Raw genomic sequence first — 16,594 nt, 5'->3', positions numbered from 1 at the left:
CAAGAAAGTCTTGTGATGATGAAGTAATGATCCTAAAATTAAGATCAACACGGCCCCCGCCTCTTGGCTCTCACGAGCTTACGCGGGGGTTCTTATTTGTGTTCTCGCCAACTACTCGGCCCACCAGTGTTCCCAGCCCTGCGGCGCGCCCATGTCTGCCAGCGATAGACTTCGCTCGGCATGCGGTACCGGGAAACTCTCTAGATGTGTCTGTAAGCGATGATGCCAGCCGGTATTCGGGCAAACCACCTTGGTCATGTGCCGGACGATGCTCAGCAGCAAGAAAGGGCGAGCGACTAACTGCGGCTGATCGTGGAACGCGTCGCACCACGACAAGACACCCGTCTTGGGAAGCTTGGGCTGATCGATGACGTTACGGTTCCAGAGTCGGCTGTGGTGGGCGCAGACGTTGCGCAGGTAGTTCAGCGAGCGAAGCCAGCTTTGAAAGACCTTCCAGTCCTGAACGCCATATTTCTGCGCGATCCGTATTTGGTCCGGCACCTTCATCATGGCGAAGAGCTGAGAGAGGGTTCCAAAATCCCAGGTCTCGACGGCGACCCAGATCGGCAGCCGCGGCCCGTGCTTTTGCCGATAGTGCTTGACGAAGTCTTCCTTGGAGCGCTTTTCCATCCCCTCGCAACGTTCTTGCCACTTTTCGAAGTTGTCTCGTGTGTCACGCCCAGACTTGCGGCGGGCGAAGGAGGGGTGAAAGGTGCCTCGATAAAGATGCGCGAAGGCGTCCTGCTCCCCTAGCAAGTAGGCGATATCCACCCGCAGGGCGATCTCGATGCGTTCTAGGGCATCAGACAGGCGTAGCCGAAGTTCCTTGTCGAATAGGTAAAGCCGTACCGCGTCGACGAAGTGGGTGCCGGAAACGAACCGATCTGTTGCCTGGGTAATCGGTCGGCCCTGCTTGTCATGACCGAACGTCTCGAAGACTCGGAAGGGATACCAGTAGGCGCTTAGTCGGTAGTAGCCAACGCGCTCCAGATACTCCAGAGCCGCGGCCTCATCGCCGACCTGCATCCCGCGCCCTGCGAGCAGGACCAGTTGTTCTTGAAATGACTTCCAGGGGCGATCATAGGCCATCAGCTCACCGCTTGGTCCACTACCGCCTCGGCGAGCTGGGCGCGGGTCTCGCCGACCTCACCCAGACGTACCTTGAGCTGGTCGCAGAAGGTCATCAGTTCGTCGACTTTTTCGACGATGCGGTGTTGTTCATTCAAGGGAGGAAGGGGGAGTAATAGGTTTTTAAGGGAGCTTCCATTTACGTTCGGTTGCCCTGTACCCATTGAAGCTGCGTAAAGTTGAGTCCAATAAGATCCTGATCCCAAGAAAGTCTTTAGGTATCGAGAAAACATGGTTTCTAGTCTTTTTATCCTAATTAGGTAGGATGCGAAGACGGATTTAATATTTATGTTTTCGACCAGGTAAGATTTTCCTATTGTTCCCCCAGTTCGAGCGACAAGAATATCATTTTCTGACAATAAATAAGCTTGGGCTTGCGCCTCGGTTATTTCGCAGCCTGGTACTGTTGTCCAGTTTACTCTGTCTTCCTGAATATCTGTAATACGGAGCAGTCGATATTCTTTCAGTTTGTCATCGGCGGATGCCGTGTAGCCATAGTGAATGTCTGCCGAGCATTCCCCTAAACGAATCCACTGCCATCGAGTTGGTAGCTCAAATAGTTTTGCATCATCAGCAATAACCGGCAGTTTCTTCGGCTTCTTAATCTTCCCGTCCTTGACCAACTGTGCCTTCTCCTCGGCGATCCTTTCCAGCAATGCACTGACAGGCTCATCATTGGGATCCTGCTCCACCAGCCGCCCCATCACCGCCAGTTGAAGAATGGTCTGCTTCAGCTTGTCGATGCTGGCTTTAGTAGTGAAGAGGGTATCGAAATGCTCGGCCACCCAAGCCCAGTTCTCGGTCACTTCCTCGGCGTTGTCGGAACGGTTCAAGGCGTCGAGCAGGGTATCGACTAGCACCTCATGGGCTTCCAGCTGGTCGCCGATCTGCTGCTCCAGTCGGTCGCAGAGGGCCATCAGCTCGTCGACTTTTTCGACGATGCGGTGTTGCTCAGCCTCAGGGGGAATTGGTATCTCGAAAAGTTCAAGGACCTTCTTGCTGAGGCCCTCACGTGCCATTCCCACCTGCCTTCCCCATACTAGGCCTTGAATATAAGGTGATAGCATTGTCGCGTGAAGGTAAGTGCGATTTGCTGATTCGGTTGTTCGAATTATGGTGACGTGCTGACTTACATTTGCCTCAGGAAGGCTGTCGGGAACTACAGTGCATCGCCCAAGAGATGCTCCAGTAATATTTAGAAGAATGTCGTTGGGCGAGACATGGGTGTTCGACATTTTTTCATGGGTTTTTTCGGGGATGCAGGCCACATCTTCCAGCGATAGGCCATCGTTCCAAATGTTCTGGGAGCGGAGGAAAGGAATACCAGTTTCCGTGTAAGCGTTTTTTCCGCCACGCGGTGTGGCTCCAGAGCCAATTTTGGAAGTTATATTTCCTAGGCGCGCCCAAGTCCAATTATCAGGCAGGTCAAACGGCCTCTCTTCCTCCGTAATCTCCGGGAGCTTCTTCGGCTTCTTGATCTTCCCTTCCTTGACCAACTGGGCCTTTTCCTTGGCGATACGCTCCAATAGCATGCTAGCGGGCTCGTCGCTCGGATCCTGCTCCACCAGCTTGCCGCGCATGGCCAACTCGAGGATCAGTTCGCGCAGTTTCTTGATGCCGGTAAGCTCGGTTTTCCCGTTCTTACCCGATGTGCCACGCCCCGAGCCGCTCTTGTGCGTCACGGCGCCGGTCCAGAGGTCGAGGCGGTCGATGATCAGTTCCTGAGCGCTCATGCCGACTCCTCCGCTTGCTGCGGTGTAGCCTGGTCTTGCGGCTTATGGCTGAGCGCGTCGCCGAGTACGGTTTTCAACTGATCGCGCAACTCCTGGATCTCGGCCTGCTGGCGAGTGTATTTCGCCAGCAGCTCCTCCGGGTCGTGGCTGACCTGCTCTTCCTGCCAGGGGTTCTTGATGTCCAGGTTGTAGTTGCGCGCCTTGATCTCGTCGATACCAACCTTCCAGGCCTGCTCGGTTTCCTGGCGGCTGGCAAAACTGTCGGCCTCGTCGCCCCACCATTCGATCTCGGTCGCGAATTCCTCGACGCGCATCGGACGTGTCTTGCTGTAGTTCTTGTAGCCCTCGGGGTAGGGGTGCTCGTAGTACCACACCTGTTCTGTCGGCTGGCCCTTGGTGAAGAACAGTAGGTTGGTCTTGATGCCGGTATAGGGGTTGAACACGCCGTTGGGCAGGCGAACGATGGTGTGCAGGTTACATTCGCTGAGCAGCTTTTCCTTGAGGCGGGTTTTCATCCCCTCGCCGAACAGGAAACCGTCCGGCAGCACCACGGCGGCGCGCCCATTCGGCTTAAGTAGGCGAATGAACAGCGCCATGAACAGGTCGGCTGTCTCGCGGGTGCGAAACTCTGCCGGAAAGTTGTTCTCGATGCCGTCTTCTTCGGTGCCGCCGAACGGCGGGTTGGCGACGATGACATCGACGCGCTCGCTGGGACCCCAGTCACGGTAGGGGCGATCCAGAGTGTTGTCGCGACGAATCTGGCTGGGCACCTCGATGCCGTGAAGAATCATGTTGGTGGTAGCCAGAAGGTGCGGCAGGGGTTTCTTCTCCCAACCATAGATGCTGTATTGCAGCGTCTGCTCATCGGCGGGGGTCTGCACGTAGCGGCTTCGCTTGTGCTCGATGGCACAGGTAAGAAAACCGCCTGTGCCGCAGGCCGGGTCAAGCACGCTTTCGGTAAGCTTAGGATCGACGCGATTGACCATGAATTCGGTCACGGCGCGTGGGGTATAAAACTCACCGGCGTTGCCGGCGCTCTGCAGGTCTTTGAGGATCTGCTCGTACATGTCGCCGAAGGAGTGGCGCTGCTGAGAGACGTTGAAGTCGATGCCGTCTTCGATACGGTTGACTACCTGGCGCAGTAGATGGCCGGACTTCATGTAGTTATAGGCGTCTTCGAATACGCTGCGAATCACCACGGCGCGGGCGTCACCGCCAGTATCCAGCTGTTGTAGGCCTGGGAAAAGGGTGTTGTCGATGAAGCTCTTCAGGCCCTCGCCCGTCAGCCCTTCCGAGTTGGCGGCCCAGCTTCTCCAGCGCAGGTCTTTCGGTATAGGGCTGACGTAGTTGTCGTAGATCAGCTCCCATTCCCGCTCGCGGTCATCGTAAATCTTTAAAAACAGCATCCAGACCAGCTGGCCGATCCGTTGGGCATCGCCGTCGACGCCGACATCTTTGCGCATGATGTCCTGGATGCTTTTGATGATGGTGCTGATGCTCATTGAAATCCCGTCTCGATAACCGAAAGCGCGTCGGCGAGGCTGCCGACGCGCATAATGCGACGTATTGTACCTAGTCCTGTCAGCCGACTGTAGCAGCGTCGGCGTAGAGTGTTGTCTCTAGATTTCTCACTGCCTCTTGATAGCCAGCCTTGCCGCCGAAGGCCCCGGCCAGTTCCACAACGGTGCCAAGCCGGTCCAGCGGTGCCATCTGAAGGACCTTGGTGTCTTCGATGGTGGCCACGCCGTTGTCGGCGTACTTGTCGAGTAGGGCGTCCAGCACGGCGCGGGCCTGACCTTCATAGCGAGTGAAATAGTCCGATTGGCGGGCCTTGGCCGCACGCTGGCGCCGTGTAAGTGCGGGCTGACCGTAGACGATGTGCACGATGGCATCGAAGGGGTCCGGCGTATCGCCGAGAGTCTTCTCGACCTCGCTGGTGAGTTCTTCCCAGAACACACCTTGTTCGGCCAGCTCATCCAGTACGGCCTGTTTACGGTCGCTATCTTCCCAGCGGCGCAGGAAGTCGCTCAGGGTGGCGTAGTGGGCACGTACCGTCTTGCGGGTGTAGTCGGTCAGCTCTTCGGTGATTAGCTTGCCATCGGGGCCCAGATACTGCACACGCCGCCCGATGACTGCCACGCGTACATCATTCACAACGTACTTTTTTGGCGGTTCGCCGACACCGCCATCATCTCCACCTTCTCCAGGTGGATATTCAGGCTCGGGAGAGCCGCCGTCGGGCGATGTGCTATCTTCGCCTGCAGGCTCTTCATCATCGCTACTGTCATCAGTTTCATCGTCTTCCGGTAGCAATGGGTCGCCATTGCCAGGCACGTAGACCTGCTCGGGGTCACCATCAAAGGCGGGGTCGGCGAACAGCTCCGTGGCCTTGCGGAAGTCGAGAATGGTGAACCAGAACTTGTCGTGCTCGGCGTCAATCCGCGTGCCGCGTCCAATGATCTGCTTGAACTCAGTCATCGACTGAATGCGTTGATCGAGCACTATCAGCTTGCAGGTCTTGGCATCGACGCCGGTGGTCATCAGTTTACTGGTCACCGCGATGACGGGGTAGGGCTCCTCGGGATCGGTAAAATGGTCCAGCTCGGCCTTACCCTCAAGCTCGTCCCCCGTGATGCGCATCACGTACTTGCGGTTCTTCGCGACCTGCTTCGGGTTGAGGTTGACTAACGCTTGGCGCATCCGTTCGGCATGGTCGATGTTCTCGCAGAAGACGATAGCCTTCTGCATCGGGTCGGTCTGGGTCAGATAATCGGTGATGGTACGCGCGACTAGCTCGGTGCGCTGGGTCAGTACCAGATTGCGGTCGAAGTCGCGCAGATTGTAGATGCGATCCTCGATAAGCTCGCCGTGGATATCGGTCTGACCATCGCTGGGGCGCCAGCCTTGCAGGTCGCGGTCCAGGTCGACTCGAATCACCTTGTAGGGCGCCAGATAGCCGTCGTCGATACCCTGCTTTAGCGAGTAGGTGTAAATGGGCTCGCCGAAGTAGTGGATGTTGGAAACCTCGGTGGTTTCCTTGGGGGTGGCGGTCAACCCGATATGGGTAGCCCCGCTGAAGTAGTCCAGGATGGCGCGCCAGGCGGAATCTTCGGCGGCACTGCCTCGATGGCACTCATCGATTACCACCAGATCGAAGAACTCCGGCGAGAACTGCTTGTAGATATTCTGTTCTTCTTCACTTCCGGTAACCGCCTGGTAAAGCGAGAGGTAAATCTCGTGTGATTTCTCGATCTGGCGCTTGGTGATCTTGGTCATCGCCTGGCCAAAGGGCTTGAAATCACCTCGTTTGGTTTGGTCAACCAGTGCGTTGCGGTCCGCCAGGAACAGGATGCGCTGCTTACGGCCAACTTTCCACAATCGCCAGATCAGTTGGAAAGCGGTGTAGGTTTTACCGGTGCCAGTGGCCATTACCAGAAGCAAGCGATTCTGCCCTTTGGCGATAGCTTCGACGGTGCGATTGATAGCCACCGCCTGGTAGTAACGGGGAGCTCGGCCGCTGCCGTCATTGAAGAAGGGCTGTTCGATGACCGGGCGCGCCTCTTCATTAAGGCCTTTCCAGCGGCGATACCCATACCAGAGTGTGTCCGGTCTAGGTAATTGATCAAGCGCCAGCTCAGTTTCGGCCTGAGCGAAGACTAAACGGTGCGGGTCGCTGAACAGAAAACCGCTGCCATTGGAGCTGATGGCAAAGGGCACATCGAGCTTTTCCGCGTAAGCCTGCGCCTGTTGCATGCCATGGCCAAGGCTGTGGTTAGCATCCTTGGCCTCGATGACGGCAATGGGCTGATTTGTTTGGAAGCACAGTACGTAATCGGCGCGACGGGGGCGGGCGCGTGAATGTATACGGCCACGCACCATGATGCGGCCATCGCTGATCGTATACTCTTCGCGTACCTGGGTATGCAAGTTCCACCCGGCTTGTTGGATCGCGGGAGTAATGAACTTGGTGCAGATATCCCGTTCGCTATACGTCTGCTTGCTCATGGCTGTCCCTGTTGCATCTTATAAATTAGCTACTTATTTTTTGTTAGATTACGTGAAAATGCACTTAAACGCATTGGGGAGGTGGCGACGGCTTGCTGGTGTCGTCCGGCATACTGACTGATATCGAGGCGGAAAACTGCAACTTAACGTTGGCTCGAGTAAGGAAATGAAGTGGCTATTGGTTTAATTTTCTTTCCTAAAGCGGCATATAGTGATGGTTTTTTGTGCAAAGATAAACTCACTGGTTTACCATTTAATGTGAAAACGGATTTTTAGGCCGCTTTTTGGTGTGAAGATAAACTACTTATTGCAAAAAATCCCGCATGGCGCCGTCGTGACGACTGCCTGGCTTGCATCTCATGGCGTCACCTCGGATCAGGCTCGAAAGCTAGCTAGCAGTGGCTGGCTGAAGCGTGTGGGTCACGGGGCCTACTGTCGTGCAGGAGACCCTCTTTCATGGGAGAGCGCTGTTTTCGCTCTGCAGGCGAGTGACAACACGGATTCACCAACGATTTGGCCGGGTGGCCAGACGGCCCTGGCGCTGCATGGTTTTGTTCATTATCTGCCCATGGGGGAGCGCACAACGCACCTGTATGGCAAGGAGGCCGCTCGGCTGCCCCGTTGGTTGAGTGACGCCGAGTGGGCAGGGCGGATGGTGCTCCACTCTGAAAAGGGCCTGCCAGCGCAGCTTCCCGGTAGCTTCACGGACTACGCGCCGGATAGCAGGGCCTTCAGCTTGCAAGTATCAACCCCCGAGCGAGCGGTCCTGGAGTGGATCGCCGTGACGCCGAACGAGCTGCTGTTCAGCAGTGAGCTGGTCGACACCTTCGGCGGGCTCAATACGCTGCGTCCGCGCCGGCTGCAGGCATTGCTGGAGGGGTGCCGTTCGGTGAGAACCAAGCGGGTCTTCCTGGTGCTGGCTCGCCACGCCGGGCATGCCTGGTACGGTCGTCTGGAACCACGCCGACTGGACCTCGGCAAAGGCAAGCGACAGCTCTGCCAGGGCGGCAAGCTGGACAGGGAATATCACGTGACGGTGCCGGAGGCGTTCCTGCATGCCGATTGACGCGTGTTACCACGAACAGGTCAGACTGCTGGTCTAACTGCTGCCATTTCTCAATGACGAGCCTTGCTTCGCCCTGAAGGGCGGCACGGCCATTAACCTGTTTGTGCAGCCATTACCCCTCCGATCGGTCGATATCGACCTGGCCTACCTGCCGCTGGAACCCCGCGACGAGGCACTGCGACGCTGTCGCGAGGCGTTGCAGCGACTGGTACAGGCCTTCAGTACCCGACTGCCAGGCGAGCGGGCCGAGCTTCAAGATAACCGACGAGATGAACTAAGGATCCTGGTGCACAAAGGGCGTAGCCAAGTGAAGGTGGAGGTATCGCCGGTACTGCGCGGCACCCTGCACCCGCCGCAGGAGCGCGATGTCGTTGAAGCCGTGGAGGACGAGTACGGCTTCGCTGCGCTGCGGGTGGTGTCGCTGCCGGACCTGTATGGCGGAAAGATCTGCGCCGCGCTGGACCGCCAGCACCCCCGGGACCTTTTCGATGTAAAGCTGCTGCTGAACCAGGGCGGCCTGGATCGAAGCGTATTCGAAGGCTTCCTGGTCTATCTGCTGGGGCATCCCAGGCCCTTGAATGAAGTGATCAATCCGCGACTGAAACCACTGGATGACGTCTACCGACAGGAGTTTGTCGGGATGGCCAGGGTTGACCTTCCTTTGCAGGAGCTGGAGGACGTCCGGCACGAACTCCTGACGCGGTTGGGCCAACTGATGACGGATGAGGATGTTCGCTTTCTGCTGTCGTTCAAGCAGGGAACGCCCGATTGGACGCTGCTTCCACTCTCAGGGGTTGACCGGATGCCTGCTGTGCGCTGGAAGCTCGCCAATATCCAGAAGATGGGGGCTGACAAGCACCGTCAATCACTTGAGCTCTTGGAGCAGGCTCTGGGTAGTCTTCGGAGCTAATGCCCAATAGCCCTGCGGCGTACCGTCTTAAGTAGACTTCTCCTTATATCCTTTAAACGCTAGGCTGTTACGCATAATTACGCTAGGCGCAGGGCATGACATGGCGAACACCAGGGAAGCTCTGTTCCAGCGGGACATCATCGAGGCCATAACGGCCTATGTCTGGGAGGTCGGCATAGCCGTCGGCTACGACCTTAAGGTAGGGGCCGTCGGCGAGGTGGGCTCAGGCAAGCCCCATGACCCCGAGAAGCAGCGCTTGGCCGAGATCATCGACCGCCTCAACGACCTCTACGGCGCCGAGGTCAGCGACGACGACAAGCTGCACTTCGCCAATGGAATCGCCGACCGCATCGAACGCGACGAGGCGGTAATGGCCCAGGTGCGCAGCCACAGCGAGGACCAGGTGATGCACGGCCTGTTTCCCAAGCGAGTCACTGACGCGGTGCTTGATGCCATGAATGACCACGAAAAGCTCTCGATGCCGCTGCTGGAAGACGAGGAGACTAGTAGACAGTTCGCGCTGTTGATTCTGAAGCTTTTGGAGGGGAGGTCGGTGCGAAATGAGCAGCTAGATAAATAGCTTCCTCCGTTGATGAGGATCAGCCCCCGGTTCCTCTCACCTTGTAGTCTGGATTAATGGTCAAAATGTTACTTTATCTGACCAGCACGGAACAGTGATCATAGGTCTCTCAGGGAGAAGGCGAATTGGAAAAAAACGAAAAGCCCAAGCCCGCAAATGGGCGTTACAACACCAACGAGGAAACGAAAAGGATCGTCTGGGTCCAGGCTGCTGGTCACTGCGAGCTGTGTGGCAGTGATCTCACGTACGACTATCGCGTAGGCCAGCCCATGAGGTGGGGTGAGGTTGCCCATATCCTGCCGGCCAGTCCCAAAGGACCGCGGGGGATCAAGGACCATGACGAAGCAAAGGCGCAGGCGCTCACGAACGATAGCGCTAACCTCATGCTTCTGTGCCCAGGCTGTCACGACAAGATTGATCGTGACGCGGATGGTTACCCTGAGAATGACTTGACTGGTCTACACCAAGCTTACCTAGAACGCATCCGACTCGCGGCCACAACACCAGATGGGGGGCGGGCAATTCCCGTGATTGTGCAAAGCCAGCACTTTGTGACAACTAATGATATTCCCGTTCGCGATCTTCTTACTGCAATGTCTTCCGAGGGATTAGCTGCCTTCGATCACGAAATTAAGATCACTTTTCCGCCACCCGGGCCACGTGGCAGGGATGCGACCTACTGGCAGAATATTAAGGATAGTATCCAGCACGATATGGAGCAGCAACTAAGGCGTCGTGGAGGCAGCTATGGTGACACACCTGCTCTGGCCGTGGTGGGCTTGGCCGATATTCCAGCGCTGATGATATTGGGACAGGCCATCGGTGACCGTTCCAAACGCCTGCTCTTTTCCTTCAACCGCGAGCATGGCCTGTGCTGGCCTGACCAGTCCGCTGAACCGCCAGAGTTTCTGTTCACTCCCCCGCCGGAAGGTGATGCGCCGCTGGCATTGGTGCTATCTATCTCTGCGCAGGTCCCTCATCGCGATGTGAACGAAGCGCTACCTAGTGTGCGTATTGCAGAGCTGACCATCCCTGAGCCAAGCTATATGATGGTTCAAAACCGCCGGGTAATCCATGCGTTCCGAGACGCACTTCAGATACGACTGAGCCAACTTGAGGCCCTGACTCCGGAAACGATTCATGTATTTGCTGCAATTCCAGCCGCTTTAGCGATCGAATTTGGCGCACTGCTTACCACGCAACATCAGCACCCGTACCTGATTTTTGATCGGGATAGAGAAAACCAGAATCAGTTCAAACCAACACTGCATTTGGGCCCACAGGCCCAGGAGGCCCAATAATGGTTATCAGTAATGAGCAGACCAAACATGGCAGTTGGGAGCACTTCCTGCTCCGTGCAGCACAGGAGATCTCATTATCAGAAGCGCAGTATGACAAGATCAGCGGACGTTACTCCCAGCTAGAGGATATCCTCTCGGCATCCGACAACCCGCTACTAGCTGAAGCACATATCTTTGTTCAAGGGTCCATGGGGCTTAAGACAACTATTAAGCCTGTTTCAGAGGCTCCCGAGGATCTGGACACCATCGATGCGGATGCCATCGTCTGGCTGCCTCACGCACAAGGCGCTGAGGCGCATGAGGTGCTGGAGGCGATTGAACAGCGCTTTAAAGATGGCAGCCGCGTACAAGAAGAAATCAAGCCATTGCGCCGAGGGATCCGGATAGTCTACGCAGATGAGAACCCTGGTTTCCATATTGATGTCACGCCTGCGCGCGCCATCAACGGAAGCGCCGAAGAAAAAGGCGAGGGAAAGTTGGAGGTGCCAGACCGGGAAATGGGCTGGAAGGCAAGCAGTCCTATTCCTTACTCTAATTGGCTGCAGGCCGCTTCTGAGCAGGAAGTCACCTTGGAGAGCCTTGTGGTCGCTAAGAGTGAGCACTCAATTGATGCGGCGACCCAGGACCCTCTACCGGACTATAAGGATTATCTCGATCAGGATCCGCTTCGGGCAAGCATAAAACTGCTGAAGCGGCACCGCGATGAGTGGGCCATCCGGACCAATAATGCGGATCACCGCCCCATATCCGCCGTCATTACGACATTAGCTACCCATGCCTACCTTGAGGTGGTAGAAGAATCCAAGTCAAAGCCGCTCCGGCCGTTGGATGCAATCCTGGAAATAGTTCGCAGGATGCCGCGGCACGTCGATTACACTGAGTCTGGCTGTCAAGTCTGCAACCCCGAAGATAAGGGAGAAAACTTCGCCGAAAAGTGGAATAGGCCCCGCGATGGAGAACGCTACCGGGAAGCTTTTCATGATTGGCACGCAAGCGCTAGTTCGTCGATATCCTTGGGGCTGGAAAGTTTCGAAACCGCGGATTCCTTTGCAAAAGCGGTGAAAGAGAGATTTGGTATGGGGCCAACCTTTATCACTGAAGTGAACAACGAAATCCCGGCTCATTGGACGATGCCCGGCCGGCCAGAGGGTATCACCCGAAATTCTGTGTCGATGGGAGCACTTTTCGGAGGCGCAAGCGGTGATGAGAGCTCTCAGGCGGAACTAAAACCGGTTGAACGCCTTGGCTGATCGCGATGACATAGCTCTGAAGCGCGGTATCGCTGCGCTTCAGAGTTTTTTGGGTGAAGATAACGCCTCCGCGCTGCTCCGGCCTGCCCCCCTGCGAGCTGGTGAAGCAAAGAGCTTCTTCTTCCCCCTGCCGGTTGATTACACGGGGATGGAACGGCGCCTGCGTATTAGCTTTCCATCCAACTTCCCGCGAGAGCAGTTGAGGCTCCATATTGAGCCTCCTCCCTGGTTGGTTTGGCCACATGCTATGAAGTCCGGGCTTTGCCTGCATGGGTTTCAAGAGCGACCTGTCACGGGCTCCCCCGAAGCTGTGGTCAATGACAGTATGTATCGCTTGGGAAAGATTGTGTCTTTATCCGAGGCAGGGTCGAGCAAGGCCAGGCGTGACGCAGAGTTCCAGAGTGAGATCACGTCCTACTGGTCCATACAGCACGGACAATCCTCGCAGAATCTCATTTTGTTGCACCGCCCCCAGGGTGCGTCGGAACTGTTTGCCCTTAGTGATCCGCGGCACACCTTGTCATCAGGGCAGAGGCCGATCTGGCTAGCGTCAGACGTTTCTGTACTCAAGAGCCACTACAGGCGAGTGGTCGGAAGGTCCGCGATAGTCCGGGCGGCGGTGATGCCAGCTTTCTACGTTAAAATGCTGACCTATCCAGATGTTCGCACTCCAGATCCAAAGCACTTGTTGCCCTGGCTTACACCACATCTGAAGCCAGGCGATGCAAAGCGACTACAGTCTTGGTTTGCCGAGCACGGTTCGCTGATCAGCCGATGGATTGTCCTGGAGCTTCCCGGAGGCGCATTCGCACCGATCTACTGCCTTAACTTGGTTTCCCACGAGACACAATCGGTGCGGGGGACAAAATTCGGCTTACGCTCTGCGCGTCGAAGTCCTGTCAAGACGTCTCATCGTCCTCCGGCGCGTGTCCGCGCTTCAGAACTGCATGTGCTCGATCGGGACGCTATTCTGTCCCGCGACCTAAGCGGCACCGCCAAGAGCCTTGAGAATTCTCGTGTAGTTTGCATCGGCGTTGGATCGCTCGGGAGCCCTGTGGCACTGCAACTAGCTCGCTCTGGAGTCGGTCACCTTACCCTTATTGACCCTGACACCCTTGAGTCAGCCAACCTTGGCAGGCACGTTCTAGGAGCAGATGATCTGGGAAGCCCGAAGGCCACGGCGCTGCGAGAGAGAATCCGCAGGGACCTACCTACCATCGAAGTCGCAGCGCACGCGACCTTTGCCGAGGTTGTGATGGATAAGGAACCCGACGTATTCGATAAAGCGGATTTGGTTATAGTCACCACTGCGGATTGGCAGTCAGAAGTAACATTCTGGAGAGCCAAGTCCAGTGGCACTACCTGGGGGTTGCTACAGGCCTGGAGCGAACCCCATACACATGTGGGGCACGCCCTCCTAGCCCCCTCTGGAACGTTTGATGCCACAGGTTTGTTTAGGGACAACGGTGATTTCAAATATAAGTTAACTGAGTGGCCGAGAGGGGGAATCGTTGCACTCCCTGCCTGCGGAGAGAGCTTTATTCCAGGTGGGTCGCTGGGGATGGTGAACATTGCCTCAATGGTGTCGCAAACTGCCTTGCGCACGTTGACCGGCAACGTCAAAGATGCAGTGTGGGTCAGCAGTATCTACAGACCTCAAGATGTGGCGGAACTCGGCGGAGAATACCTTGGACCTGAACTGCCCGACGGGGTACGGCAATCCTTGCTGGAACGCGAATGGCCGGAGAATAAGGAAAGAACGGAATGACGGATATCGCCTGGCGCTGGACATGGCCGGAGGTAGGTTCCGAGCTCCTGGTGTCTCAGGAGGTCGTGGACGTTCTGGACAGCCACCGGCAGCGAGGATCGGACGTGGAGCGAGGGGGGCAATTGTTTGTTAATCCGGTCAACTGCACCGGGTTGCTGCTTGCACGAGCTACGCCGCCCCACCAGGCCGACCGTGGGGGCAGATCGTGGTTGGAGCTGGATGCGAGACGTTGCCGTCAGGAGATAGAAGGCGCCAACGCGCAAGGTCTGCGATTGGTGGGGTATTGGCATACCCATCCCCAGACTGTCCCAGTAATTTCGCCCGCGGATGTAAGGAGTTTCTCCAAGTTTTCGGCACGCTATATGCAGGATTTGCCACACCCGATTGCCATCATCGTTGGTATGTCTGATAAGTCAGAAGGCATCAAGGCGTGGTCATTTAGAGGGGGCAGGTATATCGAGGCGGTTAGGGTTAGGTGAATGATAGCCTAGCAGTGACTGTGGGAAGCCGGTCAGCGTTCATCTCTGTTCGCGAGCATTAGAGTGAAGAGTTCAGCCTGAAAGCTGGCATCATCCAGTGCGTTGTGGTTTGGCGCGCTGCGTGGTTTGAGCTTGGCGCTTATGTGGGAGGACTTTGTTTCCCTCCAGCTACAACCGCTAGCACCCATGAAGTAGGCCTTCATGTCGATTGCGGTGTACCCAAATGGGTTGCTTCCCAAGTACTTATGGAAGTAGTAGTTAACAAATGACCAGTCGAACGGTGCGTTAAGACCCACGAAAACAGCTTTCTGCCCCCGTGGGCAGGAGGATTCTAGCCATTGTTCAAGTGTACGCATTGCCTCTTGTGGGGCGAGCCCCTCCCGCTTCAATTTCTCCAGATCAAGTCCGGATACGGCCACTGCCTCCGGATCGTGTATCGTGCTGTCCGGCTGTAGTTCAAGATAGATGGACGTTTTTGGTTCGGCTACAAGGCAGGCCCCGATGGAAAGCAGGCTATATTCGCCAGGTATCGGCCCAGAAGTTTCGACGTCGACAGAAACATACAGCTCGTCATTAGTCATGCCATATCCTTATCGTTAAAGCCCGCTGGGGCATGGAACTGGCTCTCAGCCTTGGGCTAATCTGATTCCTGAGCCCGAGGAGACCCTTTCATGAATAGGGTAACAAATCAGATGCCCCGCCGCTCAGGAAACCCTTTTTCGAGGAAACAGCACGTGCAGGTGGCTGTAGCCGAAACAACGAAGCCGCATCGCCAGATCACGGATACGATTGCCCAGCAAGGCCTCATCAAGGCTTTCCGTGTGGCTGGGAGGGAAGCGCGAAACAGGTTGATCAAGCTGATTTGAATGTTCCGGTTGACCCCCAGGGCTACTTTAAGTAACAAGGAAGGTACAGCAGAGGTACACCCACCAGCTTCGTGTGCTATCCTCAACCTTCGCTAAGCTACTGATTCAAAAGAACTGTACCTTTCGCTCAATTACGGTTGCTTTTCCTTGTGTGTCAGTAACTTATTGTTTTAAAAGCGAACTCATAATCCCTTAGTCGTAGGTTTAAGTCCTACTGGGCCCACCATTAAAATCAGTAGCTTATAAGTTTTTTCTGATGAGTCCCCTACTCCAAGGGTACAGTTTCGGTACAGTGCCGATCTTTCAGACCCTGGAGATTTATTGTGGCCACTATCGTCAAGACCCCTTCTGCAACCTGGAAAGCCGTCATCCGCAAGTCGGGTTGGCCAACCACCGCCAAGACCTTCCGTACCAAACGTGACGCCCAAGATTGGGCACGCCGCACTGAAGATGAAATGGTGCGCGGCGTTTATATCCAGCGTAGTGCCTCAGAACGAATGACGCTTGAATCGGCGCTAAAGCGTTACCTGACCGATATCACCCCTACCAAGAAATCTAGCAGCCAGAAAAGCGAACGCCTCAAGGCCAATACGCTTATCAAGCATTTGGGTAAATACTCTTTAGCAGCTCTTACGCCAGAACTGGTCGCCAACTACCGTGACAAGCGTTTAAACAGCTTGGGACGCCCGGCGTCACCCCTTGCCTGAGTAGCGCTACGCTGTAGAGTCCGATCCGATGCATATGGAGCTTGATCAACTCAGGGCTTTCAGCAGTCAAGTTTTTTGGGAGGCGAAAATGACGCAATCAGCATGGACCCGTGATAGCCAGCCGGTGGATGCAGCTGCCATCTCCAGCGAAGAATGGGAGGAGTTGAAACAGAACGCGCAGCTCGGTGACTTCATTATGCCTTGCTGCAAGGCACCGGCGGTGCTAAAGAATAGCATTAACAACATACCGTTTTTTGCTCATCATGCAAACGAGTGCGATACAGCGCCCGAGACAATATGGCATAAGGACGGCAAGGCGGCAGTGCTAGCCTCTTTAAACAGCATGGGTATTTCTGGTCGTGAAGAGGTGCAAGGCTGCTCTCCTGATGGTGACAAATGGGTGGCCGATGTAATCTTTTCAGTCCTTGACCGCACCATCGTGATCGAGCTGCAACGCTCATATCAGCACTTACGCGACTTCAAGCGACGACAGGAGCGGTATATCGCCTCGGGCGTTGAGTGCTATTGGCTAGTCCGTAAGAAGACTTTTATGACTTTGGGTAAAGCCACTTCACGTCTACTATTGAAGCGCGAATTTGACAACTTGTTCCCGCCTAGTGGTATAGGGACTGGGATGTTGCCCGAATTGCCTGTGGCGATGCTAGATACTGAGGGCGAACAATTGGTTCGGTTCGGCGGGTTCAAGACGGCGCCAGTACCGGTATGGCTAGCGGGAATTCTCGACGGCTCTTACCAATATCGCGACGGGTCTTGGAACCTAGAGTGATCGAACAGCGACTG

14 protein-coding genes are annotated in these 16,594 nt (G+C 55.8%); 9 read left to right on the top strand and 5 right to left on the bottom strand.

The window, feature by feature from the left end; genetic code table 11:
* Positions 1-111: 111 nt before the first annotated feature.
* The 4 genes from IT895_RS14240 to hsdR all read right to left on the bottom strand — a co-directional run bounded on the left by IT895_RS14240 (position 112) and on the right by hsdR (position 6,866).
* A complete protein-coding gene (locus IT895_RS14240; protein ID WP_199283865.1) occupies positions 112-1,089 on the bottom strand; it encodes an Abi family protein in 978 nt (325 codons plus the stop codon).
* Positions 1,089-2,861 (bottom strand): restriction endonuclease subunit S, encoded by a 1,773-nt coding sequence (locus IT895_RS14235; RefSeq protein ID WP_199283864.1) that lies wholly within the window; start codon positions 2,859-2,861, stop codon positions 1,089-1,091. Before IT895_RS14235 ends, IT895_RS14240 begins: the two co-directional genes overlap by 1 nt.
* Positions 2,858-4,363, bottom strand: coding sequence for a type I restriction-modification system subunit M (locus tag IT895_RS14230; RefSeq protein ID WP_199283863.1), 1,506 nt, complete (start codon positions 4,361-4,363; stop codon positions 2,858-2,860). Before IT895_RS14230 ends, IT895_RS14235 begins: the two co-directional genes overlap by 4 nt.
* A 79-nt stretch (positions 4,364-4,442) precedes the next feature.
* Positions 4,443-6,866, bottom strand: a complete 2,424-nt coding sequence (hsdR, locus tag IT895_RS14225) for an EcoAI/FtnUII family type I restriction enzme subunit R (RefSeq protein WP_199283862.1) — start codon at positions 6,864-6,866, stop codon at positions 4,443-4,445.
* Positions 6,867-7,155: 289 nt separating this feature from the next.
* Here hsdR and IT895_RS14220 point away from each other — a divergent pair, with 289 nt between their 5' ends.
* The 7 genes from IT895_RS14220 (at position 7,156) to IT895_RS14190 (ending at position 14,220) form a co-directional block, all read left to right on the top strand.
* Complete coding sequence (locus IT895_RS14220; protein WP_199283861.1) at positions 7,156-7,932, top strand: type IV toxin-antitoxin system AbiEi family antitoxin domain-containing protein; 777 nt, start codon at positions 7,156-7,158, stop codon at positions 7,930-7,932.
* Positions 7,933-7,969: 37 nt separating this feature from the next.
* Positions 7,970-8,842, top strand: coding sequence for a nucleotidyl transferase AbiEii/AbiGii toxin family protein (locus IT895_RS14215; RefSeq protein WP_325073207.1), 873 nt, complete (start codon positions 7,970-7,972; stop codon positions 8,840-8,842).
* A 100-nt stretch (positions 8,843-8,942) separates the two neighbouring features.
* Positions 8,943-9,422 (top strand): hypothetical protein, encoded by a 480-nt coding sequence (locus IT895_RS14210; RefSeq protein ID WP_199283860.1) that lies wholly within the window; start codon positions 8,943-8,945, stop codon positions 9,420-9,422.
* Between the two features lie 125 nt (positions 9,423-9,547).
* Positions 9,548-10,723 carry an HNH endonuclease gene (locus IT895_RS14205; RefSeq protein WP_199283859.1) on the top strand — a complete coding sequence of 392 codons (1,176 nt, stop codon included), beginning with the start codon at positions 9,548-9,550 and terminating at the stop codon, positions 10,721-10,723.
* Positions 10,723-11,973: an SMODS domain-containing nucleotidyltransferase gene (locus IT895_RS14200; protein ID WP_199283858.1), complete on the top strand. Its 1,251-nt coding sequence runs from the start codon at positions 10,723-10,725 to the stop codon at positions 11,971-11,973. Before IT895_RS14205 ends, IT895_RS14200 begins: the two co-directional genes overlap by 1 nt.
* Before the next feature lie 148 nt (positions 11,974-12,121).
* The gene (locus tag IT895_RS19525) at positions 12,122-13,741 is read left to right on the top strand and encodes a ThiF family adenylyltransferase (RefSeq protein WP_325073206.1); all 1,620 of its coding nucleotides are present in this window, start codon (positions 12,122-12,124) and stop codon (positions 13,739-13,741) included.
* Complete coding sequence (locus tag IT895_RS14190) at positions 13,738-14,220, top strand: Mov34/MPN/PAD-1 family protein (RefSeq protein ID WP_199283856.1); 483 nt, start codon at positions 13,738-13,740, stop codon at positions 14,218-14,220. Before IT895_RS19525 ends, IT895_RS14190 begins: the two co-directional genes overlap by 4 nt.
* A gap of 32 nt (positions 14,221-14,252) precedes the next feature.
* Here the strand turns inward: IT895_RS14190 and IT895_RS14185 are convergent, their stop codons facing one another.
* Entirely contained in the window at positions 14,253-14,801 is a 549-nt protein-coding gene (locus IT895_RS14185) for a 3'-5' exonuclease (RefSeq protein ID WP_199283855.1), read from the bottom strand.
* A gap of 608 nt (positions 14,802-15,409) precedes the next feature.
* Between IT895_RS14185 and IT895_RS14180 the strand changes: the two genes are divergently transcribed.
* Positions 15,410-15,793 (top strand): hypothetical protein, encoded by a 384-nt coding sequence (locus tag IT895_RS14180; RefSeq protein ID WP_233337260.1) that lies wholly within the window; start codon positions 15,410-15,412, stop codon positions 15,791-15,793.
* Between the two features lie 88 nt (positions 15,794-15,881).
* Positions 15,882-16,580 carry a competence protein CoiA gene (locus IT895_RS14175; RefSeq protein ID WP_199283854.1) on the top strand — a complete coding sequence of 233 codons (699 nt, stop codon included), beginning with the start codon at positions 15,882-15,884 and terminating at the stop codon, positions 16,578-16,580.
* Positions 16,581-16,594 lie beyond the last annotated feature (14 nt).

This window comes from Halomonas sp. A40-4, assembly GCF_015767635.1.
In the GTDB taxonomy this organism is placed as follows: Bacteria; Pseudomonadota; Gammaproteobacteria; order Pseudomonadales; family Halomonadaceae; genus Vreelandella; species Vreelandella janggokensis.
The sequence above is the reverse complement of the archived record's forward strand: the minus strand, read 5'-3'. Positions and strand labels throughout refer to the sequence as shown.

Bases quoted from the DNA above. Each gene is read 5' to 3' on its own strand.
- IT895_RS14190 (WP_199283856.1), top strand. From the start codon at position 13,738: ATGACGGATATCGCCTGGCGCTGGACATGGCCGGAGGTAGGTTCCGAG.
- IT895_RS14240 (WP_199283865.1), bottom strand. From the start codon at position 1,089: ATGGCCTATGATCGCCCCTGGAAGTCATTTCAAGAACAACTGGTCCTG.
- IT895_RS19525 (WP_325073206.1), top strand. From the start codon at position 12,122: ATGGAACGGCGCCTGCGTATTAGCTTTCCATCCAACTTCCCGCGAGAG.
- IT895_RS14230 (WP_199283863.1), bottom strand. From the start codon at position 4,363: ATGAGCATCAGCACCATCATCAAAAGCATCCAGGACATCATGCGCAAA.
- IT895_RS14200 (WP_199283858.1), top strand. From the start codon at position 10,723: ATGGTTATCAGTAATGAGCAGACCAAACATGGCAGTTGGGAGCACTTC.
- IT895_RS14210 (WP_199283860.1), top strand. From the start codon at position 8,943: ATGGCGAACACCAGGGAAGCTCTGTTCCAGCGGGACATCATCGAGGCC.
- IT895_RS14175 (WP_199283854.1), top strand. From the start codon at position 15,882: ATGACGCAATCAGCATGGACCCGTGATAGCCAGCCGGTGGATGCAGCT.
- IT895_RS14235 (WP_199283864.1), bottom strand. From the start codon at position 2,861: ATGAGCGCTCAGGAACTGATCATCGACCGCCTCGACCTCTGGACCGGC.
- hsdR (WP_199283862.1), bottom strand. From the start codon at position 6,866: ATGAGCAAGCAGACGTATAGCGAACGGGATATCTGCACCAAGTTCATT.
- IT895_RS14185 (WP_199283855.1), bottom strand. From the start codon at position 14,801: ATGACTAATGACGAGCTGTATGTTTCTGTCGACGTCGAAACTTCTGGG.